The following is a 22,432-nucleotide window of genomic DNA, read 5'->3' as shown; positions in this document are numbered from 1 at the left end:
TTAACCATAAAGGCCGTCTGAAACCATCTGAAACTATTAGTCTCTTAATTCAAAGTAAACATCATGAGTGAAACCCAAGAGCTGACTTTCGCCAAACGCTTAAAAGAGCAAACCACAGTTACACACGACAGCGTTGATAACTTGGTTATGTCCGTTCAACCTTTTTCCAGCAAAGAAAACTACATCAAATTCTTGAAACTTCAATCTGTTTTCCATAAGGCCGTCGACCACATCTATAAAGATGCCGAATTGAACAAAGCCATTCCAGAGCTTGAATACATGGCGCGTTACGATGCCGTGACTCAAGACTTGAAAGACTTGGGCGAAGAGCCTTACAAATTTGACAAAGAATTGCCACACGAAACCGGTAATAAAGCCATCGGCTGGCTGTATTGTGCCGAAGGTTCTAATTTGGGCGCGGCATTCTTGTTCAAACACGCTCAAAAACTCGAATACACCGGTGAATTCGGAGCACGCCACCTAGCTCCTCATCCAAACGGCCGAGGCAAACACTGGCGCGCTTTTGTCGAGCATCTGAACGCTTTGAACTTGACTCCCGAAGCCGAGGCGGAAGCCATTCAAGGTGCGTGCGAAGCGTTTGCCTTCTATAAAGTGATTTTGCGCGAAACTTTCGGTTTGCCGGAAGGTGCGGAAGCACCTGAAGGTATGACACCGCACAGACTCTAAAAAATAATTAAATCAAACAGACAAGGTCTCGGCGTAGATGTTTGCAGAGACCTTTAATTACACTACAAAGTTTTGTTTGAACGGGTTGCTGTCTTATACCTACTCAGATTTGATTCTCTTTTAAAAATTCCATTCACCACCTAATGACCATTGATGAATATTACGCATTGCATAGGGTGCATTGCTACGGGTGTGACTATAACTATAATTCAAAGTAGGGGTAATGCCTTTATAAGATAATTTGTTGTGACTAAGATTGATAGAGAGAGCGCGCTCCCGATTGCGTTGCGGCTCCGTGCCGAATGCCATAATGCCTTTATAGCGACGGTTGGCAAATGAAGCGGTAAGTCTGCTGTTAAGCCCACCTAAAACCTGCCATTGCTGTATCCAACCTATATTGAAACCGTTGCGGTGGTAGGCTGCATTGTTCTCAATATTGTGTATGTTTTTGTTTTCAGGAACAAAGCGGTTGTATTGCCAACCGCCGAACAGAGTCGTGTTGCCAAAACGGCGAGCCAGGGAAAGATAAGTACTGTCGTGCCAACCATCATTGCGCAGTGCACGATCAGTTTCCCGATAGTTTTGGCGGTAGCGTTCCAGTGAGTAGTAAAGTTGAGTCGCATTGCCGAGATTGAACATATGCGAAAGCTGTACGCCAACTCCGTGAGCCAGCATATAAGGTGCAACGCGGCGGTTATTTTCTTTTTTGCTGTCAAACTCGCTGCTGCCTGCCAACTGTGCCTGATAAAACGGTAAAACGCTGACGGTTTGTTTGCCGTCCTTGCGTTGCCAGCCCAAATAAGCTCTGCCGAACGAATCGTCGTAAGCCGATTGGCGGTCGAAAAAATAGCTTGTGCCGCTGAGGTTGGCGCGGAGTTTGATAGCGTGATGCCCATGCAATGGGGTGAGTTTTTCGGTGTTCAATTCGTAATTCAAGCCGTTGGCACTGACAGGTAAGGTAACACTGCATGCGGTTTGCCCCCTTGTTTCGATGCAATAACGCGGAGCAGCGTTGTTGGCATTATCGTTATGCACGGGGCTGATTCCACCAGACCATTTCCATTCTGTCTGCCGTTTGACGGCTTCTTGAAAACGTTTGACATTTTCCAAAACGGGGACAGGTATATCGCGTTGCGCGGCATGACGAAAATGCATCATTGCCTCACCCAAGCGATGGTCCTGAAACTCTGCTGCTGCCAAATCCAACAATATGCGGTCGTCTGAAACGTCAGATTCATAAAGGGTACGATAACGTTCGACCGCTTCGGAAGTCCGTCCTTTCAACTTTGCCAGCAAAGCATCGGCACGCGCAATCAGTTTGGGATTGTGGTTGGGCTGTTTACGGTAAAGGGCGACAAGCGAGGAAACCAGGTCTGCGCTATTGCTGTTAAGTGCTTGAACCAGTGCGTCTTCAAGAATATGCGGGTTTGCCGCTAAAAAATCATCATTAACCAGAGTTGGTCTGCCTATATTCTCATTCTTTTCAGGCGACCTTTCCTCCTCAGATAGAATATCTAACCATTGTTTCTGTTGTACTTGTACAGCAGTATTCTGAGAAGAAATATTCTGCCGAACACCCTCTTCGGGAAATTCAGCAAAGGCTGCTGACGGCAATAGGTAGCACAAAGAAGCTGAGACAATTTTTTGTTTTATTTTTAGCATTTAAAGTCATCCGAAATATATGTATATCTGAGGGCAAATCGTTTCTAATAAGGGATTTGCTCTTATCATAAAACTGCCTGAAACATCTCAGGTGATTTTATTTTTGCATAAAAAATACAGATTCGTATTTAGATTTATCATTATAACGGCAAATTTACGAAATAAATATAACTTATTTATTTTTATAGGATTATAAATTGCGTAAATATATTTAACAGAGAGAGGATGGCATAAAGATTCACCCTAACTACTGATAGAAAAAATATTGGTATTGCTAAAATAAAATATTTGTTACACAATATTGCATATTATTAGTAATACTTATCATTATTGTATCTGAGAAGCTTGTATTTTAGAGAGATTGGTTATGAAAATTAATGTATTTATAGTGCCTATTGCAACTACCTTTATTTTGACTGCATGTGCAGGTGGAGGTGCATCTGAACCCAAAGTTCCCGTTGCTATTCCGACAGCGCAACCTATTGCCAATGTTAAGCTGAGCGATGAAAGCAATGCAGTAAAGACCATTAATACCCTTTCCGATAAAGGCGGCAGTCTGCGTGAAGCGGAACTCGAAGTGAAAACATCATGGGGCTACAGCTATACCGATAAACAATATGTCTATCAAACCCCTTCTGGTAACTATTACAACATTAGTTCATATTCTGATCCGATTGTCCCATCATATTCCAGCCCGTCTTATGCCCTTCGTACACGCCATGAAGGACAACCTTTATCTGAAGGTGGTAAACTGTTTGTCTGTTGCAGTAGTTCGGGACAATTCACCTATGCACCGGCAACCAAACAGGACCACCTCAAATTCGGCGCATGGATAAATGCAGACGGCACGGCAGACCTGTTTGTCGGCGGCAAACCCGTCGGAACGGCGAAACCGTCTTATTACACTCCGTCAGACAGTACAGTGGCAAAAGGCAAGACTACATACGAAGTTTGGGCTGTCCGCGTCCGCAACGGCAATATCGTTACCTCAACCTACGATCCGGGCAAATCCTCCGGGTCGTCTGAAAAAAACACGCCCAAACTTTCACTGCTGACAGCCAATTTCAACACCAACAAACTCGGCGGCACGATTTTAGGTAATGCTGATTACGGTCCGGACGTTGTGATGAAAGATGTAGGCATCAACGGCGTTGATTTTTCAGGCACTGCCGAATCCGATGGTAAAAACGGCAAAGTCGAAGGGAAATTTTTTGGTCAATTTAACGGCGATAAAACAGAAGTCAGTATAGGCGGTAAAGTTACCTTTGATGCCGATAAATCGTTGGATACCGTGTTCGGCGGCGTGAAGAATGATGACGACCGCAATACGACGGATACAAGTTTGACACCTGTCAGCAAGTAACTGCACATCAAGCATTCCAATAATAGATAATCAATATATATTAAGAGGCAAAAAATGTCCTTCCATTTTAAACCTGTACTGCTGGCAGCTATTGTCAGCCAAACTTTCCCTGCCTTAGCGGCCGATCCTATTCCTCAAGCTTATCAGGAGTTGAATGAAGTCAAAGTCATTGGCGGCCGCAAAGTACAAAAACTCGGTGAAGAGAAAATCCGCCGTCAGGTTTTGGATAAACAAATGGTCTCCGATGAAAGCGACTTGGTGCGTTACGATCCGGGCATCAGCGTCGTTGAAGGCGGACGTTCCGGTTCCAACGGCTTTACCATACGCGGTGTCGATAAAGACCGCGTTGCCATCAACGTGGACGGACTGGCACAAGCAGAAAGCAGGTCGTCTGAAGCGTTTCAAGAGTTGTTCGGTGCATACGGCAACTTCAATGCAAACCGCAACACGTCCGAACCCGAAAACTTTTCGGAAGTAACCCTTAACAAAGGCGCGGACTCGCTTAAATCCGGCAGCGGCGCATTGGGCGGTGCCGTCAACTACAAAACCAAATCCGCAAGCGACTATGTTTCCGAAGAAAAACCCTACCACTTAGGCATTAAAGGCGGCTATATCGGACGCAACAGCCAAAAATTCAGCAGCATAACCGCCGCAGGAACCTGGTTGGGTCTGGACGCATTGATGGTCTACACCCGCCGTTTCGGTAAAGAAACCAAAAACAACAGCGACGCTGCCGATACCGTCATCACTGACAACAAACAAAGCTGGAGTCCGAATGCTGGTATGACCAACTACGGCAGCCGCGGTGTAGCGCGCAGCAAACCTGACCCTCAAGACTGGGAAAACAAAAGCACCCTGTTCAAACTGGGTTACAACTTCAACGATAAAAACCGTATCGGCTGGATTTACGAAGATTCACGCACCGACCGCACGACGATTGAATTGTCCAATATGTGGGCGGCAGACTGGAAAGGCGACGCACTGGGCGACACCCGTTCCCGTCAAGATATTTCCTACCGCAAACGCATCGGTTTCGAATACAAAAACCAACTTGACAAAGGACCATGGGACAACCTCAACCTGCGTTACGACCGTCAAACCATCGACATGAGCACTTGGACCTGGGACTTGCCGACGGATTATGGCCGTAACGGTGTCAACAGCGACGTGTACCATATGTTCCGCAACATCCGTCAAAAAAATACCCAATTCGGTGCCGATGCCGAAAAACAAATCGACTTCTCCAAATCGGTATGGGCAATGCAATACGGATTAGGTGGCTCCAAAAACGATAACGGTAATAGCGACCATAGCTATTGGGTACGCCTATATGACCCGAAATACCAAACGTCCAACAACCAAGAATTGACTATGCTGGTCGAAAGCTCGTCCAAAAACCGTTTTGCCTACTGGAACAACACCTTCCAATTCGGCGACAGCAGCCAATACCGCCTCAATGCCGGGGTTCGCTACGACAACAGCAGCAGCAAAGCCAAGGACAACCCCAACTATACCCCTGCCATCCGCGGTCAAATCCCCTATCTTGGCAGCGAGCGTAAACACAGCGGTTTCAGCTACGGTTTAGGATTAGACTGGAAATTCACGCCGCGTCTGAATCTTTTGGCAAAATATAGCACTGGCTTCCGCGCGCCGACTTCAGACGAAACCTGGCTATTGTTCCCGCATCCTGACTTCTACCTTAAAGCAAACCCTAACCTTAAGGCAGAAACCGCCAAAAACTTCGAACTGGGACTTGCCGGCAGTGGCAAAGCCGGAAACTTTAAACTCTCCGGCTTCCAAACCCGCTACCGCAACTTTATCGAACTGACCTACATGGGCGTGTCCTCAGACAACCCCAACAGCCCTAATTATGCACCGATTTCCGACGGTACCGCATTGGTCAGCTCACCCGTTTGGCAAAACCAAAACCGTTCCTCCGCATGGGTGAAAGGTTTGGAATTTAACGGCACATGGAACCTTGACAGCATCGGTTTGCCGCAAGGCACGCACGCAGGTGTTAATGTCAGCTACATCAAAGGCAAAGCCAAACAAACCAACGGACAGGAAACCCCGATTAACGCCCTTTCCCCGTGGTCTGCCGTTTACAATTTGGGCTACGATGCTCCCTCCAAACGCTGGGGTATCAATGCGTACCTGACACACACCGCAGCTAAAAAACCGTCTGACACCGTTCACAGCAGTGATGATTTGAACAACCCATGGCCATTTGCCAAGCACAGCAAAGCCTATACGCTTTTCGACCTGACAGGCTACGTCAACTTGGGCAAATACTTCACCCTGCGCGCCGGTGCGTACAACATCGGCAACAAAAAATACTATACTTGGGAATCGCTGCGCAGCATCCGCGAATTTGGTACAGTTAATCGTGTTGATAATAAGACACATGCAGGTATAGAGCGTTTCTCTTCACCAGGAAGAAGTTACAACTTTACACTTGAAGCTAAGTTCTAAGGTAATTAGAACAGAAAGGAAGGTTGGTACAGCTACAGCACCACCAACGGGGTTGACCGCGATGGCAAAGGCTTAGACCGCTATCGCGCCCCAGGCCGCAATTACGCTGTATCGCTGGAATGGAAATTCTAAGCAGTTAACGGATAGCTAAAGGCCGTCTGAAAGTTTTGATGACTTTCAGACGGCCTTTTTTATTTAAAACGAAAATTTTAAACGGACAACAACGGATACTGCCGAACAATCGCGCGGATGATGGCGCGGTTGGGGTGCAGCGCGGTTCTCAGCCTTTGCGATAGCGGATGCGGCAAGCCGAGTATTTCGGCCGCAATGGAGGCGGCGCAGATGGGGGCTGTCGCCAGGCCGCGTGTGCCGTGTGCCGTATTGATGTAGGCATTAGGCAGGTAAGGGCAGGGGATACTGTCGAGGCGGTAGTTTTTGTCTAATGCCAGTTTGGCATAGGCAGACTGCATGGCGGCGATGTCGCCGAGTGCGCCGACAACGGGCAAATGGTCTAGGCTGTCGCAACGCAGGGCGGCATGGCCTTGTGTGTCTTGAAGGCCGTCTGAAAACGAATCTTGCTCAAACAGGGATTGTGCCAATGGCGGATTGAGCTGTTGCAGGGCGGCGCGGTTTTTGGTTTCTTCGTACGGATACCAAGTTTCATCGTTGCTGTTGAGGATAAATGTCGCGCCGTAGCAGTGGCGGCCTTGCCAGCTCGGGCTGATGTAGCTTTCGCCGGAAATGGCGCAACGCAGTTTTTGTGAAAACGGGCTGGCGGACACAACGCCGGTTTGTCCGCGGATTTGGCGGAAAGGCAGGGCGGAGACGTTGGTGTCGGCGGCAGTCGGGCTGTGCGCGCCCATACAGTAAACGATATGGCTGGCATTGAAATGCGCGTCCGGCGTGTGTACCGTCCATTGTGTACCGTCATGCGATACGGCGGTCAGCGGCGAGTGTTCGTGCAACTCAATCAGCGGATGATTCAATAAGGTATGCACGATGGCGGGCGGATTCATCCATACGCCTTGCGGCCAGTAAAGGCCGTCTGAAAATACGTCCATGCCTGCAATGTGCGCAGCTTCTTCGGCGGATACGCTGCGGTAGAGGTGTTTATGCTGGTGTTGCAAACCTAAGGCCTGATTGCGTTTGCGTTCGCTGTCGTCAAAATTCAAATGCAATACGCCGTCGCCGCCCCATACGTCGGAGTTGGTCAGCAAGTCTTCCAGCAATCGGCGCGTGTAGCCGTAGCCTGTCAACAGCAGCTCGGTTTGTTCGGTATCGTGTGGCGAGATTTTGGCGTAGAGCAAGCCTTGTCGGTTGCCGCTGCCTGCCTGCGCCGCTTTGCCTGCCTCCAAAACCGTAACGCGTATGCCGTGTCCAGCCAGTTTGCGCGCGGTCGCTGCGCCGGCAATACCTGCACCGATAATCAGGACGTGTTCGGGCGCGGCTTGATGTTCAGGCCGTCTGAACCAAGGTTTTAGGGGAGTTGGGGCGGATTGGGGTATGGCTTCGGTTTGCCATTCGATATGATGGAAATGTTCGTGTAAGTGGTTGGCGCGGTGTAGTGGAGCCAGCCAAAGGTGCACGTCAGGCAAGAGATTTTCCAAAACATTGACGCTGTTGAACTGAAGACATTTCATGGCTTGAACGAGGCGGTTATTCAGACGGCCTTCAAGCTCGGATGGCTGATTCGATAATGGAAAATCGGGAATACGGTTTTCAGGCAGGCAGACAATCAAATAAAGCGGCGCGCTATGTTGTTCGATGGCGCGGCAAAGGGCAGCAAGGGAAGGTGTGGTGTTCCAAGCAAGGCAGGTCATGATGAAAGGCCGTCTGAAAAAAAAGAGGCTTTATTGTAACGCGGTTTGCGCGGATAGAATATCCGAACGGGTTTTGATAGAATCGCATGATATTTTGATTTTCAATTGATTTTCATACAGGAATTTTATGCGCCGTCTTTTATTGTGCCTTCTCGCTTCCGGCTTGCCCATCGCTTGCTCGTCCGCGTCGCCGGATAACGGCAGCAAAGCCGTTCAGTCCGAACGCTGGGCAACCCCCGTCAAACACGATGCCAACCTTTATCGTATTGACGACAAGCTTTACCGCAGCGAGCAGCCTGTTGCCGAAGATGGCGAAGCCATCGTCAAGCTGGGCATTCAAAGCGTGATCAACTTGCGCTTTTTTGACCGCAACGATGATGACCATTTGAAAGAGCATGGTTTGACCTTGCTAAACCGTCCGTTGCTGTCATGGAGCATTAAGCCGAAAGAGATTGCGGAAATCCTATACCTGATTGAAAAACAACAGCAAAACGGCGCAGTGCTTATCCATTGTTATCACGGTGCGGACCGTACCGGTTTGATTGCCGGAATGTACCGCATTATTTATCAAGGCTGGTCGGTGGAGGAGGCAAAAGCCGAAATGCAACATGGTCCTTACGGTTATCACAGCATTTGGAAAAACATTGCCAACCTGTTTACCGAAGAGAAAGTCAAGCAGGTTAAAATGCACTTGGAAGCCTTGCGCAAACGCGATTAATACCAAGATTTAAATCATAAAAGGCCGTCTGAAAGATTTGTTTTTTCAGACGGCCTTTTTTAATGGCAGATAACTTAAATCACAAAATCCGTAGTCGATAATTGAATGCTTTGATCCATATCGGCAGACGGAGTTTTGGAAGAGCGGCCGACAGGTTTGGCCGGTACGCCGACAACGGTAATCGAAGACGGTACGTCGGCAACCACCACGCTGCCTGCGCCGATTTTGGCATTTTCGCCGATGCGGATGTTGCCCAAAATCGAAGCATTCGCACCAATCATCACGCCATTGCCGATTTTCGGGTGGCGGTCGCCGCTTTCTTTGCCCGAACCGCCCAGCGTTACACCGTGGAGGATGGAAATATTGTTGCCCAAGACAGCGGTTTCGCCGGCCACAAAACCGGTGGCATGGTCGAGCATCAAACCGTGACCGAAACGGGCGGCAGGGTGAATGTCGACACCGAAGACTTCCGACATGCGGTTTTGCAGGAAATACGCCAGCGTTTTGCGGTCGTTTTGATAGAGCCAGTGGTTGATGCGGTGCGCCTGTACGGCGTGGAAACCTTTGAAATACAACAGCGGCAGCGAATATTCATCACAAGCCGGGTCGCGCTCGTAAATGGCTTTCAAGTCGGCCTCGACGCATTTGCTGATACGGGTGTCCACGCTCAAAGCCTGCTGATAGATTTCAAACAGCGCGCGCACATCCATAATCGGGCTGCCGAGTTTGCTGGAAAGATGGTAGGCAAGTACCGAATCGAGCGAATCGTGGCGCAACACGGTTTGATGCAGGAAGCTTGCCAGCATCGGTTCGGCCGCGGCGGCCGCTTCGGTTTCTTCGCGGATGGTGTGCCACAGATTAAAATCGGTTGAATTCAAATGGTCTTTTTTCATATTCGAGGCCGTCTGAAGAATAAAATCAGATGGCTATCTTACCGTTTTCCAACGTCTTTTAACAAGGTATTTGATAATCGACGTTCAAATGCTTGAAGTTTTTTCAGACGGCCTTATATATGAAACATCGAATATCAACACGCTAAAAGGATGTCAGAAATGACGGAGCATAACGAACAACATCAACACGAAGCAGAAGAAGCGGCAGCCGTAGAAACTGCTGAAGCGGTTGAAACCGAACAAGCAGAACCGACTTACGAAGAGCTTCAGGCGCGTATTGCCGAGTTGGAAGGCCAGCTCAAAGACAGCGAATTACGCGGTCTGGCAAACGAGCAAAACCTACGTCGCCGCCATCAGCAGGAAATCGCCGATACCCATAAATTTGCCGGACAAAAATTTGCGGCCGAAATGTTGCCGGTTAAAGATTATCTCGAAATGGCGCTGCTGGACCAAAGCGGCAATTTCGATGCACTGAAAATGGGCGTGCAAATGACTTTGAACGAGCTGCAAAAAGCATTTGATGCCACACACATTAAAGAAATCAACCCACAGCCGGGTGACAAACTCGATCCGCACCAACATCAAGCGATGCAGGCAGTCGTCAGCGAGCAAGAGCCGAATACCATCGTCAGTGTGATGAAAAAAGGTTACACATTATCCGACCGCGTGCTGCGTCCTGCGATGGTTGTCGTGGCGAAAAAAGAAGATTGAAGGCACCGCTTGATAAAGTTTATCAAGCATAAAATCTTCAGACGGCCTTATCTGGTTTCAAAGCCCGATGTTCCGCTATTGGAAAATCATTCCGATAAACCGGAATCGGAAAATTAAAGCCGGCCATCTGAAAAAAGAATAAACGGCTTGTGGATAAATAAATCAAGTACTTGAATTTAATTTAAAAAAAAATTCAAATTAAGCCTTGAAAAAAAATGAAGCAACCTTATTTACAAGCCATCGGAACGAAATGTTCCACAGGATTATTAATTTAGAAAAGTTTATTTATTAGGAGCAATATAATATGGCAAAAGTAATCGGTATTGACTTAGGTACAACCAACTCTTGTTTGGCCATTTCTGAAAACGGTCAAACCAAAGTGATCGAAAATGCAGAAGGTGCACGCACCACTCCTTCCGTTATCGCTTATTTGGACGGCGGCGAAATCCTCGTCGGCGCGCCTGCAAAACGCCAAGCAGTAACCAACGCTAAAAACACTATCTACGCCGCCAAACGTTTGATCGGCCACAAATTTGAAGACAAAGAAGTACAACGCGACATCGAATCTATGCCTTTCGAAATCATCAAAGCCAACAACGGCGATGCATGGGTGAAAGCACAAGGCAAAGAGCTGTCTCCTCCTCAAATTTCCGCAGAAGTTTTGCGTAAAATGAAAGAAGCAGCCGAAGCTTACTTGGGCGAAAAAGTAACCGAAGCCGTGATTACCGTTCCTGCCTACTTCAACGACAGCCAACGTCAAGCGACTAAAGACGCAGGCCGTATCGCAGGTTTGGAAGTAAAACGCATCATCAACGAACCGACCGCAGCCGCTTTGGCATTCGGTATGGACAAAGGCGACAGCAAAGACCGTAAAATTGCCGTGTATGACTTGGGTGGCGGTACTTTCGATATTTCCATCATCGAAATCGCCAACATCGACGGCGACAAACAATTCGAAGTATTGGCCACCAACGGCGACACCTTCTTGGGCGGTGAAGACTTCGACCAACGCTTGATCGACTACATCATTGACGAGTTCAAAAAAGAACAAGGCATTGATTTGAAACAAGACGTCATGGCTCTGCAACGCCTGAAAGAAGCTGCCGAGAAAGCCAAAATCGAATTGTCCAGCGGTCAGCAAACCGAAATCAACCTGCCGTACATTACTATGGACGCAACCGGTCCGAAACACTTGGCCATGAAAATTACCCGTGCCAAATTCGAAAGCCTGGTTGAAGATTTGATCCAACGTTCTATCGAGCCTTGCAAAATCGCATTGAAAGATGCCGGCTTGAGCACCAGCGACATCGACGACGTGATTTTGGTCGGCGGTCAGTCCCGTATGCCGAAAGTACAAGAAGCCGTTCGAGACTTCTTCGGCAAAGAGCCTCGCAAAGACGTGAACCCTGACGAAGCCGTTGCCGTTGGCGCAGCGATTCAAGGCGAAGTATTGAGCGGCGGCCGCAGCGACGTATTGCTGCTGGACGTAACGCCTCTGTCTTTGGGTATCGAAACCATGGGCGGCGTGATGACCAAGCTGATTCAAAAGAACACTACTATTCCGACTAAAGCGTCTCAAGTGTTCTCTACTGCCGAAGACAACCAAAGCGCTGTAACCATCCATGTGCTGCAAGGCGAACGCGAACGCGCTTCTGCCAACAAGTCTTTGGGTCAGTTCAACTTGACCGACATCGCACCTGCACCACGCGGTATGCCACAAATTGAAGTTACTTTCGACATCGACGCCAACGGTATCTTGCACGTTTCTGCCAAAGACAAAGGCACCGGCAAAGCCGCCAACATCACCATCCAAGGTTCTTCCGGTTTGAGCGAAGAAGAAATCGAACGCATGGTGAAAGACGCCGAAGCCAACGCTGAAGAAGATAAAAAACTGACTGAATTGGTCGCTTCACGCAACCAAGCCGAAGCCCTGATTCACTCCGTGAAAAAATCTTTGGCCGACTACGGCGACAAACTCGACGCGGCTGAGAAAGAAAAAATCGAAGCTGCGTTGAAAGAAGCTGAAGAAGCCGTTAAAGGCGACGACAAAGCCGCTATCGATGCTAAAGCCGAAGCTTTGGGTACAGCCAGCCAAAAACTGGGCGAAATGGTTTACGCTCAAGCGCAAGCCGAAGCACAAGCAGGCGAGGGCGCACAAGCCGAGTCTTCTGCTAAGAAAGACGACGACGTTGTAGATGCCGACTTTGAAGAAGTAAAAGATGACAAAAAATAATTGATGCCGTCTGAAAAAAGCGCGAATCGAAAGGTTCGCGCTTTTTATTGTTTGGGGAATGTGTAAAGACGCTTTGTCAAAATTGACGGTAAACTTTCAAAACCTTGCTACATCATCGTGTTACCATATTTCTATTGTCGAATTTTGAACAGATTTCGCCGAATGCTGACAGCAGCTGACAGTCAAAGCCCCATCGCTTGAGTGCGAATAAATGCTTATTTTTACCTCAAATCAACCTCTTGAAAGAAGATAAATATGAAAAAACTGATTCAAATGACCTCTTTGATGGTTGCCGCTGCCGGTTTGGTATTGGCTCCAGTCGCTTCTGCACACGGCAAACATGAAATGCATCCGAAACAAGAGCGTATGCACAAAAAAGCCAAACCGCAAAAAATGAAAAAACCTGCACCTAAAGCCAAACACCACGTAGCCAAGCCCAAACATCATCAAGAGCATCGCCACGAACCTCATTAAGATGAATCCTCAACAATATATAAGGCCGTCTGAAACCCAAACATCAGTTTTCAGATGGCCTTCGGTTTATCTGTCAAATAGCGCTTTGACGTTTTTCTTGTGCCAAACGGGTCGGCTCCAGCCAGGCAATGTTTCTTTCTGCCAGCGCATCGCGCCAGTAATCTAGTTTGGTATCCAAATCTTCAGAGAAACTGTCTTGATTCAAAAGTTGAATGATAACGCCGCCATCCGTGGCTTCGGCCAAGCGGCTGATTTGACGCAGAATGCCGCGATCGGGAACAGTTTGCGTGCGTACGCCGATGAGAAGTTGCGCCGGAGTTTGTTTCAATTCGGCTTCCAATTGTTCCAAATCTTTTCTGCCGGCGACTACGCCTTTGTCTACCCACTCTTGCGCCAAAACGCCGGAAAACCAAAGCGGCTCAGGCCATTCCGTTTCCAGAGTAACAGCCCATTTGGGCGCATTGTTCAGCGTAATTTTAGATGAAACGGGAACGATGTTCTCCTGAAAATCATCGGCATCAACAATCTTCGTCTGCCATGTGCGGAGAATGTTTTGATAGTAGGGCTGATTCAGATCCAAACGTTCGCGAAGGGTTTTTAAAGTAATCTTGCAAGCCAGCCAAGCAAGCAAGCGCGGCAGAATACCATAGCAGACAATGCTGCCGATGAGTAAACCCGCCCAAGCGCGTGCATCTTCGATATGATTGTTCAGACGGCCTGCAATTACGGCCTGACTGTCGGGAACAGGAAAGCCCAAACGTTCCGGCAGCCATGACAAAGCCTCAACCGTTTTCACCAATGCCGTATTGCTTAAAAGCGTACTTTCCCAGTTGAACGTATATTGACGCACCAAAAGCAGCAGCAAAACAGAAACCAACATTCCCGACAGCGTACAAAGCCACAGACTGTGTGAGGTTGCGCCAATCAGCCAACGCGTTTGCGGTTTGCGCCATTCGTTCATATAAAGCCGCAAAATTGCCTGATTAACCGGGTCCTTTCCACGGAACCAAGTTGCCGGACTGCTGATAAAGTGCACATTTTTCAAACGCAGGAATAAAGTCGCCAGCCACACCAGCAGCATGACCGTATTCATGCCCAAAATCCCGGCCAACACCAGAAAAAAGTTCAGTCCCTGATTGTCCATCAAAAGATAAGTGCTGGAAAAACCGACCGTAAACAACAACGTCGCCGCAACAATCCAAAGCCAAAACGAGCCTGTCTCCACCTGTTGCAACACATATTTCAAATGCTTGTCGCGGTCGATAATTTGAGCGCGGCGTATCAGTTTTTCCTCATTGCCGCCGTCAATATGTCGCAACGCTTCCGTCGCCTGCACAGGATCTCCCGGAAAAATATAGGCACGTTCTTCAAGGATACGGACCAATTCGACAAGTTTTTGCGATGGATTCAACATAAATGATAGGCCGTCTGAAAGATACAATGGAAACAGCTGTAAAAGCAGTTTCGATTTCGAATGGGGTGTATAGTAGTGGAATAGATGTAAAAAAAGCAGCCCGAAAGCTGCTCATTTTTAGTGTGGTGCGGACGGAGAGACTCGAACTCTCACACCTTGCGGCGCCAGAACCTAAATCTGGTGCGTCTACCAATTTCGCCACGTCCGCACTAATTTGAACCGTGGATTATACACAAGATTAATGGGGGCGCAAAGTCTTGTTTGCTTGAATTTTTCGGTTTATCCCTTATATAATGGTTTATTCTGGCCGTCTGAAAGCAGGGTTTGTTTTCAGACGGCCTCAACTTTACTATTTGGTGAGGAAGGGCAGATGCCTGCTTTATTGATTAAAGATTTTTTGCAGACGCAAGGTTTGAAGTTGCCTGCGGATGAGATACATGTTGCTTATTTGACTACCCAGGCTGTGATTAAAATGGGCAATGCTTCGGTTGAGCGTTCGATTTTGTGGCCGTCTGAAGACGGTTGGCAGTTGGTGGATTATGTTGATGCCGAACATGAATTGTTGCTGAAACAGATTTTTATGGCTTTGGATTCGGTTGCCGAGCGCACTGAGCATTTGAAAAGCGCAGCGGTTTATACAGCGTTTCCGAAAGATGGCGCGTTGTCGCTGGTTCGACTGAGCCGTTGGGGCGTGCCGTTGGAAAATGTAATTCCAATCGACGAGCAGGCCGGACAGGCTTTTTTGGCTGTGCGTACGGCGCAAAGCGGTTGGATGAATGTTTGTCAGAATGTGGCGTATTGGCAGGAAATTGGTGAATTGTCGGCCGAACGCAATCATCCCGGTTTGAGTCAGATTTCTGTTCCTGTCTGTATGCCCAGCGGTGCGGTTTTAGGTGTGGTGCATGCCGAGTTTGATGTCAAAGACGGCGCGCCAGACGAAGTATTGGTGTCTTGGATTGCCCTTGCATTAGCCTTGGCGGAACCTTTGAAAAACCTCTTGGGCGTGACTGAAAGCGAGGAAGCGGAAAATGAGTAACGCCTTGAAGTTTGTCGCGTCATGCCGTTTGCCTACGGAATGGGGCGAATTTACCATGCACGGCTTTGAAGAAGAGGGTGGTCAGGAGCATGTCGCATTGACGATGGGCGATGTTTCAGACGGCCTGCCTGTGTTGTCGCGTATTCATTCCGAGTGCTTGACCGGCGATGCTTTATTTTCGGTGAAATGTGATTGCGGCCCTCAGCTTCAAGCGGCGATGCAGGCCGTTCAGAAAGAAGGGCGTGGCGTTATCGTATATTTGCGCCAAGAAGGCAGGGGCATTGGTTTGATAAACAAAATCCGTGCTTATCGTCTGCAAGATCAGGGCTTGGATACGGTCGAAGCCAATGTTGCACTCGGCCTTCCTGTTGATGCACGCGACTTTACTTTGGCTAAGCAGATTTATGATTATCTGCATATTCGTGAAGTCAAGTTGTTGACCAATAATCCTGAAAAAATCCAAACATTGAAAGATTCCGGCATTAATGTGGTCGAACGGATTGCATTACATGTCGGCGAAAATGTGGAAAATGAACGTTATCTGCATACTAAAGCGGATAAATTGGGACATTTGATTTTTGATTGATGGATAGGCATAACGGTGATTTTTGTGGCTAAATAAAATATTCTATATTCTTTCAATGGGATATATTTTTATTTAAATAAAAACCTTGCGCATGGTCTGATTTTTTGATTTAATGTCGGCTTATCGGGTGATTAGCTCAGTTGGTAGAGCGTCTGCCTTACAAGCAGAATGTCGGCGGTTCGACTCCGTCATCACCCACCAAGTTTCCTTTCATTGTCTTTGACAGTGGATGCGCGGTGGTAGCTCAGTTGGTTAGAGTACCGGCCTGTCACGCCGGGGGTCGCGGGTTCGAGCCCCGTCCGCCGCGCCATTATTTAAAAAGCACTGATAATATCAGTGCTTTTTTATTTGTCTTAACAACTCAATTAAGCTGCAAAAATAGAAACAGGTAAGTAACGGAGTGTTGAAATACTGTTTAACCTTAATTTCTAATGATTTTAAAAAAGGCCGTCTGAAACTTTTAAAATTTCAGACGGCCTTTAGTCTATTGAAATAATAGATTAAATATCCAATTCTGCCTTATCGCCTTCTTTTTCCATCCATGCGCGGCGGGCGGCGGCTTCGCCTTTTCCCATCAGTTTGACGAAGATGTCGCGTGTTTCGTCATCTGCGCCTTCGGGGATTTGTACCTGCAACAGGCGACGGGTGTCGGGGTGCATGGTGGTGTCTTTAAGCTGGTCGGGGTTCATCTCGCCCAAGCCTTTGAAACGGCTGATGGAATAAGCAGTTTCTTTAACGCCTTCTTTTTGAAGTCGCTCCAAAATGCTGTCGAGTTCGTTTTGGTCGAGGGCGTAGAATTTGCGGGCGGGTTTGCTTTTGCCTTGTGCGTTGACATCGACGCGGAATAGCGGAGGCTGGGCGACGTAGATGTGTCCGTCAGCGACCAGTTTCGGGAAGTGGCGGTAGAACAGGGTCAACAGCAAAACCTGAATATGCGAACCGTCCACATCGGCATCGGACAGGATGGCAATTTTGCCGTAGCGCAGGCCGCTTAAATCGGGATTGTCGTTGATGCCATGTGGATCGACGCCGATGGCAACGGAAATATCATGGATTTCGGCGTTGCCGAAAAGCTGGTCGGGGTGAACTTCAAAGCTGTTGAGTACTTTACCGCGCAGGGGTAGGATGGCCTGTGTGGCTTTGTCGCGGGCAAGTTTGGCTGAGCCGCCGGCGGAATCGCCTTCGACGAGGAAGAGTTCGTTTTCGCGGATGTCTTCACTTTCGCAGTCGGTCAGCTTACCGGGCAAGACAGCGACACCGCTGCCTTTTTTCTTTTCAATCTTTTTAACCGAACGCATCCGTGCTTGTGCCTGACGGATGGCGAGTTCGGCGATTTTTTTGCCGTAGTCCACGTTTTGGTTCAGCCACAATTCCAAAGGGTCGCCCGATACGGTGGCAACAAGTTTCAATGCGTCGCGGTTGGTCAGTTTGTCTTTAGTCTGACCTTGGAACTGCGGGTCGAGGACGCGGGCGGAGAGGACGAAGACAGTTTTGCTGAACACGTCGTCGCTTTGCACTTTCACGCCGCGCGGCAAGAGGTTGTGCAGATTGATGAAGTTGTTGACTGCGTTGAACACGGCTTGTTTCAAGCCTGCTTCATGTGTGCCGCCCAGTGGGGTGGGGATGAGGTTGACATAGCTTTCGTTGGCGCATGAGCCTTCTTCCAGCCAAGTCAGGGCAAATGCTGCGCCTTCTCCAATGCTGAAATCGCCGTTGTGGCCGTCTGAAATGTAGTTTTCGCAGGAGAAGATAGGCACGGCTTCTTGCGCGTCAGCAATCAGGTCGGTCAGATAGCTTTTCAGGCCGTCCGGGTAGTGCCAGGTTTGGATGTGCGCTTCGTTTTCGCCTTTAACTGGACGGGTCAGTGAAACGCGTACGCCTGGCAGTAAAACAGCTTTGGCGCGCAGCAGGCGTTCGAGTTCGGGAATGCTGTAATTCGGGCTTTCAAAATATTTGCCGTCCGGCCACACGCGCACTTCGGTGCCGCTGTCTTTGACGGCGCATTTGCCCACTTCAGTCAATGGCTCAATGACGTCGCCACCGGAAAAGACGATACGGTGGACTTTGCCTTCGCGTTTGACCGTTACTTCAAGGCGGGTGGAAAGGGCGTTGGTAACAGATACGCCGACGCCGTGCAGACCGCCTGAAAAGGCATACGCGCTGCTGCCGTCTTTTTTGTTGAACTTGCCGCCTGCGTGCAGACGGGTGAACACGAGTTCGACTACGGGTACGCCTTCTTCAGGGTGTAGGCCGACGGGAATGCCGCGGCCGTTATCACGGACGGAAAGCGAACCGTCTTCATGAATTTGCACGTCGATTGCAGTTGCAAAACCACCCAACGCCTCGTCCGCCGCATTATCAATCACTTCCTGACAGATATGGGTCGGGCTGTCGGTACGGGTGTACATGCCGGGACGTTCTTTGACCGGCTCCAAGCCTTTGAGGACGGTAATGCTGGATTCGCTGTATTGATTGTTTTTAGCCATAGGAATAATGTAAAGGCCGTCTGAAAGGATGAAAAACAACGCTTTCAGACGGCCTGAAAGCGTTTGGGTTATAGGTTTTCTATTGGATTGCGACGGATAAAGTCTTCATAGCTTTCTATGCCGCGCAAGAAACGGGAGAGTTCGGTCAATGCGTCCAAATACACGCCGCGCTTGAAGTCGATGACTTCGTCAACCGGCGCCCAGTATTGGTGCCAGCGCCAGCCGTCAAATTCAGGATGATGGCAGGCACGGAGGTTGACGTCGCTGTCGCGGCCAACCAAACGCAAAAGATACCAAATCTGTTTTTGTCCGCGATACGAACCGCGCCATTCGCGGCGCACCCAATGACTGGGCACGTCATAGCGCAGCCAGTCGCGCGTGCGGCCGATAATTTTGACATGTTGCGGCAACAGGCCGACTTCTTCGTACAACTCGCGGTACATGGCGGTCTCAGGACTTTCGCCCGGCTTGATGCCGCCTTGCGGAAACTGCCATGAATGTTCGCGTACGCGTTTGCCCCAAAAGACTTCGTTACGTTCGTTAATCAGGATAATACCGACATTGGGGCGATAGCCTTCTCTGTCTAACACGGGGTCGCCCTTCATTAAATTCAATCGTGCAATTTTCCCACAAATTGGGCGGTTTTGACAAATCTTGAGGCCGTCTGAATAAGCCCACAGTTTTTTCCAGACGGCATGAAACCGTTTCTGAAAAAATGTTGTTTATGAATAAAACCATAGCTTCAGGCCGTCTGAAAAATGAAATTTTTTTCTGCTTTAAGGTCTTGCATTCAAAAGCTTTTTGCCGTTTAATGCAAACCTTGCTGAATCAAGGGCAAAGGACACATGCCGGCCGCCCCCACAGTTTCCCTTTTGTAAGTGGCATCTGCCACCGCTGCAATATTTTTACCTCCCGAACAAAAGGTCTGAAACCATGAAAAAATCTTTGATGGCGGCGGCAATCGTGAGCCTCGTCTTGACTGCGTGTAGCGGCGGACAAGGAACCGCCGCAGAATCTTCCGCATCTCAAACTTCCTCTTCCCAAACCGATAAACTCAATATCTACAACTGGTCGGATTATGTCGATCCTGCCACGCTGTCTGCGTTTGAAAACAAAACGCATATCAACGTCCGCTACGATTACTACGACAGCAACGAAGCGCTGGAAGCCAAGCTGCTGACCGGCAAGTCGGGTTATGACTTGGTTGCACCTTCTATTGCTAATGTCGGCCGTCAGATCAAAGCCGGCGCGTATCAAAAAATCGACAAATCGCAAATTCCTGATTACGCCAATATCGATCCCGATTTGTTGAAAATGATGGAAACCGTCGATCCGGGCAACGAATATGCCGTCCCTTATTTCTGGGGCATCAATACGCTGGCGATTAACAAACAGCAGGTTCAAAAGGCTTTGGGTACGGACAAGCTGCCTGAAAACGAATGGGATTTGGTGTTTAACCCTGAATATACCCAAAAACTGAAATCCTGCGGCATCAGCTATTTCGACAGCGCCATCGAGCAGATTCCTTTGGCTTTGCATTATTTGGGCAAAGATCCGAACAGCGAAAACCCTGACGACATCAAAGCCGCAGTCGATATGATGAAAAAAGTGCGTCCCGACATCAAACGCTTTACCTCATCCGGCTATATCGATGATATGGCTGCCGGTAATCTTTGCGTATCGGTAGGCTACGGCGGTGACCTTAATATTGCCAAAACCCGTGCCAAAGAAGCCGGAAACGGCGTCGAAGTCGAAGTATTGGCGCCGAAAAGCGGCGTCGGTATTTGGGTGGATTCGCTGATGATTCCGCGTGATGCGCAAAATGTGGCCAATGCACACAAATACATCAATCACACGCTCAATCCGGAAACAGCGGCTAAAAACGGCAACTATGTGACTTATGCTCCGGCCAGCCGTCCAGCGCGTGATTTGATGGATGAAAAATACACCTCTGACGAATCGATTTTCCCAAGTAAAGAATTGATGGAAAAAAGCTTCATCGTCTCTCCCAAGTCAACCGATGCGAGCAAACTCAGCGTTCGCCTATGGCAGGCTTTGAAAGCAGGGCGATAATTAAAATTGAAATTTGAATACTCAGGCCGTCTGAAACAGTTTTTCAGACGGCCTGAGTGTTATAATTGTCAACACTTTTCAAATATCCTATCAGGAGAAACAGCGTTATGAACAATTCAGTCATCACCGTCATCGGTAAAGACCGTGTGGGCATTGTGTACGACGTTTCCAAAATTTTAGCGGAAAACCAAATCAATATTCTCAACATCAGCCAACAGTTGATGGACGATTTTTTTACCATGATTATTTTGGTGGACACTTCAAAATGCGCTAAATCGCGTCAAGAGGTTTTGGATTTGTTTGCGGAAGAGAGCAAAAAACTCGTGCTTGACATCCGTATGCAAAACGAAGAAATTTTCCAAGCCATGCACCGTATTTAAGTCGGAGGGAGAGTCATGAGTATTCAATCCGGCGAGATTTTAGAAACCGTCAAAATGGTGGCCGACCAGAACTTTGACGTGCGCACCATTACCATCGGCATTGATCTGCACGACTGTATCAGCAGCGATATCAATGTGTTGAACCAAAATATTTACAATAAAATTACCACAGTCGGCAAAGACTTGGTGGCGACGGCAAAATATCTGTCTGCCAAATACGGCGTACCGATTGTGAATCAGCGCATTTCCGTCACGCCGATTGCCCAAATCGCCGCAGCTACCCATGCCGATTCCTATGTCAGCGTGGCGCAAACTTTGGATAAGGCTGCCAAAGCCATCGGCGTGTCTTTTATTGGCGGCTTTTCCGCGCTGGTGCAAAAAGGCATGTCACCTTCAGACGAGGTGTTAATCCGCTCCATTCCCGAAGCGATGAAGACTACCGATATCGTGTGCAGCTCCATCAATATCGGCAGCACGCGCGCCGGTATCAATATGGATGCGGTCAAGTTGGCAGGCGAAACCATCAAACGCACGGCTGAAATTACGCCCGAAGGTTTCGGCTGCGCCAAAATCGTCGTGTTCTGCAACGCGGTGGAAGACAACCCATTTATGGCGGGCGCGTTTCACGGTTCGGGCGAAGCGGATGCCGTTATCAATGTCGGCGTATCCGGCCCGGGTGTTGTAAAAGCCGCGTTGGAAAATTCGGATGCAACGACACTGACCGAAGTTGCAGAAGTCGTGAAGAAAACTGCTTTCAAAATTACCCGCGTGGGCGAACTCATCGGCCGCGAAGCCTCAAAAATGCTGAATATTCCGTTTGGTATTCTCGACTTGTCGTTAGCACCAACCCCTGCCGTCGGCGACTCGGTGGCACGCATTCTTGAAGAAATGGGTTTGAGCGTCTGCGGTACGCACGGCACGACAGCGGCTTTGGCCTTGCTGAATGATGCTGTGAAAAAAGGTGGCATGATGGCTTCCAGCGCGGTCGGCGGCCTGAGCGGCGCGTTTATCCCCGTTTCCGAAGACGAAGGCATGATTGCCGCCGCCGAAGCAGGCGTGCTGACGCTGGACAAACTCGAAGCGATGACCGCCGTCTGCTCGGTCGGATTGGACATGATTGCCGTTCCCGGTGATACGCCTGCTCATACCATTTCCGGCATCATTGCTGACGAAGCCGCCATCGGCATGATCAACAGTAAAACCACTGCCGTGCGCATTATTCCGGTAACCGGCAAAACCGTCGGCGACAGCGTCGAGTTCGGCGGCTTGTTGGGCTACGCGCCTGTAATGCCGGTTAAAGAAGGCTCATGCGAAGTGTTTGTCAACCGAGGCGGCAGAATCCCAGCTCCGGTTCAATCAATGAAAAACTGATTGGATTGATAAATAAAAGGCCGTCTGAAATTGATTTTCAGACGGCCTTTTAT

The 22,432-nt window shown here is 48.8% G+C and carries 18 protein-coding genes and 3 tRNA genes; 14 read left to right on the top strand and 7 right to left on the bottom strand.

What is annotated here, in order from left to right; genetic code table 11:
- Nucleotides 1-63: 63 nt before the first annotated feature.
- Nucleotides 64-687 (top strand): biliverdin-producing heme oxygenase, encoded by a 624-nt coding sequence (locus tag ACTHSW_RS09515; protein ID WP_070461963.1) that lies wholly within the window; start codon nucleotides 64-66, stop codon nucleotides 685-687.
- Nucleotides 688-807: 120 nt separating this feature from the next.
- Here ACTHSW_RS09515 and ACTHSW_RS09510 read toward each other — a convergent pair whose 3' ends face one another.
- Nucleotides 808-2,349 carry a surface lipoprotein assembly modifier gene (locus ACTHSW_RS09510; protein ID WP_070461965.1) on the bottom strand — a complete coding sequence of 514 codons (1,542 nt, stop codon included), beginning with the start codon at nucleotides 2,347-2,349 and terminating at the stop codon, nucleotides 808-810.
- Nucleotides 2,350-2,716: 367 nt separating this feature from the next.
- Between ACTHSW_RS09510 and ACTHSW_RS09505 the strand changes: the two genes are divergently transcribed.
- Together ACTHSW_RS09505 and ACTHSW_RS09500 are read left to right on the top strand one after the other, a co-directional pair.
- Nucleotides 2,717-3,712, top strand: a complete 996-nt coding sequence (locus tag ACTHSW_RS09505) for a Slam-dependent surface lipoprotein (protein WP_070461967.1) — start codon at nucleotides 2,717-2,719, stop codon at nucleotides 3,710-3,712.
- A 54-nt stretch (nucleotides 3,713-3,766) separates the two neighbouring features.
- Complete coding sequence (locus ACTHSW_RS09500; protein WP_070461969.1) at nucleotides 3,767-6,184, top strand: TonB-dependent hemoglobin/transferrin/lactoferrin family receptor; 2,418 nt, start codon at nucleotides 3,767-3,769, stop codon at nucleotides 6,182-6,184.
- Nucleotides 6,185-6,393: 209 nt separating this feature from the next.
- On the opposite strand, the gene mnmC is transcribed toward ACTHSW_RS09500, so the two are convergent.
- Nucleotides 6,394-8,004 carry an FAD-dependent 5-carboxymethylaminomethyl-2-thiouridine(34) oxidoreductase MnmC gene (gene mnmC, locus ACTHSW_RS09495; protein ID WP_070461971.1) on the bottom strand — a complete coding sequence of 537 codons (1,611 nt, stop codon included), beginning with the start codon at nucleotides 8,002-8,004 and terminating at the stop codon, nucleotides 6,394-6,396.
- Between the two features lie 127 nt (nucleotides 8,005-8,131).
- On the opposite strand from mnmC, the gene ACTHSW_RS09490 reads away from it, so the two are divergent.
- Nucleotides 8,132-8,722: a tyrosine-protein phosphatase gene (locus ACTHSW_RS09490; protein ID WP_070461973.1), complete on the top strand. Its 591-nt coding sequence runs from the start codon at nucleotides 8,132-8,134 to the stop codon at nucleotides 8,720-8,722.
- A 74-nt stretch (nucleotides 8,723-8,796) separates the two neighbouring features.
- On the opposite strand, the gene cysE is transcribed toward ACTHSW_RS09490, so the two are convergent.
- A complete protein-coding gene (gene cysE, locus ACTHSW_RS09485; RefSeq protein WP_070461975.1) occupies nucleotides 8,797-9,615 on the bottom strand; it encodes a serine O-acetyltransferase in 819 nt (272 codons plus the stop codon).
- 150 nt (nucleotides 9,616-9,765) lie between these two features.
- Here cysE and grpE point away from each other — a divergent pair, with 150 nt between their 5' ends.
- The 3 genes from grpE to ACTHSW_RS09470 all read left to right on the top strand — a co-directional run bounded on the left by grpE (nucleotide 9,766) and on the right by ACTHSW_RS09470 (nucleotide 13,033).
- A complete protein-coding gene (grpE, locus tag ACTHSW_RS09480) occupies nucleotides 9,766-10,326 on the top strand; it encodes a nucleotide exchange factor GrpE (protein ID WP_070461976.1) in 561 nt (186 codons plus the stop codon).
- A gap of 304 nt (nucleotides 10,327-10,630) precedes the next feature.
- Nucleotides 10,631-12,559, top strand: a complete 1,929-nt coding sequence (gene dnaK / locus ACTHSW_RS09475; RefSeq protein WP_049348822.1) for a molecular chaperone DnaK — start codon at nucleotides 10,631-10,633, stop codon at nucleotides 12,557-12,559.
- A 255-nt stretch (nucleotides 12,560-12,814) separates the two neighbouring features.
- Nucleotides 12,815-13,033, top strand: a complete 219-nt coding sequence (locus tag ACTHSW_RS09470) for a hypothetical protein (RefSeq protein ID WP_070461978.1) — start codon at nucleotides 12,815-12,817, stop codon at nucleotides 13,031-13,033.
- A 73-nt stretch (nucleotides 13,034-13,106) separates the two neighbouring features.
- Here ACTHSW_RS09470 and ACTHSW_RS09465 read toward each other — a convergent pair whose 3' ends face one another.
- Nucleotides 13,107-14,447, bottom strand: a complete 1,341-nt coding sequence (locus tag ACTHSW_RS09465; RefSeq protein WP_070461980.1) for a DUF2868 domain-containing protein — start codon at nucleotides 14,445-14,447, stop codon at nucleotides 13,107-13,109.
- Nucleotides 14,448-14,570: 123 nt separating this feature from the next.
- A tRNA-Leu gene (locus ACTHSW_RS09460) sits at nucleotides 14,571-14,655 on the bottom strand.
- A gap of 162 nt (nucleotides 14,656-14,817) precedes the next feature.
- On the opposite strand from ACTHSW_RS09460, the gene ACTHSW_RS09455 reads away from it, so the two are divergent.
- The 4 genes from ACTHSW_RS09455 to ACTHSW_RS09440 all read left to right on the top strand — a co-directional run bounded on the left by ACTHSW_RS09455 (nucleotide 14,818) and on the right by ACTHSW_RS09440 (nucleotide 16,379).
- A complete protein-coding gene (locus ACTHSW_RS09455) occupies nucleotides 14,818-15,483 on the top strand; it encodes a hypothetical protein (protein WP_070461982.1) in 666 nt (221 codons plus the stop codon).
- The gene (gene ribA / locus ACTHSW_RS09450; RefSeq protein WP_063068903.1) at nucleotides 15,476-16,069 is read left to right on the top strand and encodes a GTP cyclohydrolase II; all 594 of its coding nucleotides are present in this window, start codon (nucleotides 15,476-15,478) and stop codon (nucleotides 16,067-16,069) included. The genes ACTHSW_RS09455 and ribA overlap by 8 nt, the downstream gene beginning before the upstream one ends.
- Nucleotides 16,070-16,194: 125 nt before the next feature.
- Nucleotides 16,195-16,270: transfer RNA gene (locus tag ACTHSW_RS09445), tRNA-Val, on the top strand.
- A gap of 32 nt (nucleotides 16,271-16,302) precedes the next feature.
- A tRNA-Asp gene (locus tag ACTHSW_RS09440) sits at nucleotides 16,303-16,379 on the top strand.
- A 190-nt stretch (nucleotides 16,380-16,569) separates the two neighbouring features.
- On the opposite strand, the gene parE is transcribed toward ACTHSW_RS09440, so the two are convergent.
- Together parE and ACTHSW_RS09430 are read right to left on the bottom strand one after the other, a co-directional pair.
- Nucleotides 16,570-18,555, bottom strand: coding sequence for a DNA topoisomerase IV subunit B (gene parE / locus ACTHSW_RS09435; RefSeq protein WP_107811064.1), 1,986 nt, complete (start codon nucleotides 18,553-18,555; stop codon nucleotides 16,570-16,572).
- 68 nt (nucleotides 18,556-18,623) lie between these two features.
- Nucleotides 18,624-19,160: an RNA pyrophosphohydrolase gene (locus tag ACTHSW_RS09430; protein ID WP_070461986.1), complete on the bottom strand. Its 537-nt coding sequence runs from the start codon at nucleotides 19,158-19,160 to the stop codon at nucleotides 18,624-18,626.
- A 328-nt stretch (nucleotides 19,161-19,488) separates the two neighbouring features.
- On the opposite strand from ACTHSW_RS09430, the gene ACTHSW_RS09425 reads away from it, so the two are divergent.
- The 3 genes from ACTHSW_RS09425 to ACTHSW_RS09415 all read left to right on the top strand — a co-directional run bounded on the left by ACTHSW_RS09425 (nucleotide 19,489) and on the right by ACTHSW_RS09415 (nucleotide 22,379).
- A complete protein-coding gene (locus ACTHSW_RS09425; RefSeq protein ID WP_070461990.1) occupies nucleotides 19,489-20,628 on the top strand; it encodes a polyamine ABC transporter substrate-binding protein in 1,140 nt (379 codons plus the stop codon).
- Between the two features lie 107 nt (nucleotides 20,629-20,735).
- Nucleotides 20,736-21,008 (top strand): ACT domain-containing protein, encoded by a 273-nt coding sequence (locus ACTHSW_RS09420; RefSeq protein WP_070461992.1) that lies wholly within the window; start codon nucleotides 20,736-20,738, stop codon nucleotides 21,006-21,008.
- Between the two features lie 15 nt (nucleotides 21,009-21,023).
- Entirely contained in the window at nucleotides 21,024-22,379 is a 1,356-nt protein-coding gene (locus ACTHSW_RS09415) for a PFL family protein (RefSeq protein WP_036493871.1), read from the top strand.
- Nucleotides 22,380-22,432 lie beyond the last annotated feature (53 nt).

This window comes from Neisseria sp. P0008.S004 (assembly GCF_051962755.1).
Taxonomy (GTDB): Bacteria; Pseudomonadota; Gammaproteobacteria; order Burkholderiales; family Neisseriaceae; genus Neisseria; species Neisseria subflava_A.
The sequence above is the reverse complement of the archived record's forward strand: the minus strand, read 5'-3'. Positions and strand labels throughout refer to the sequence as shown.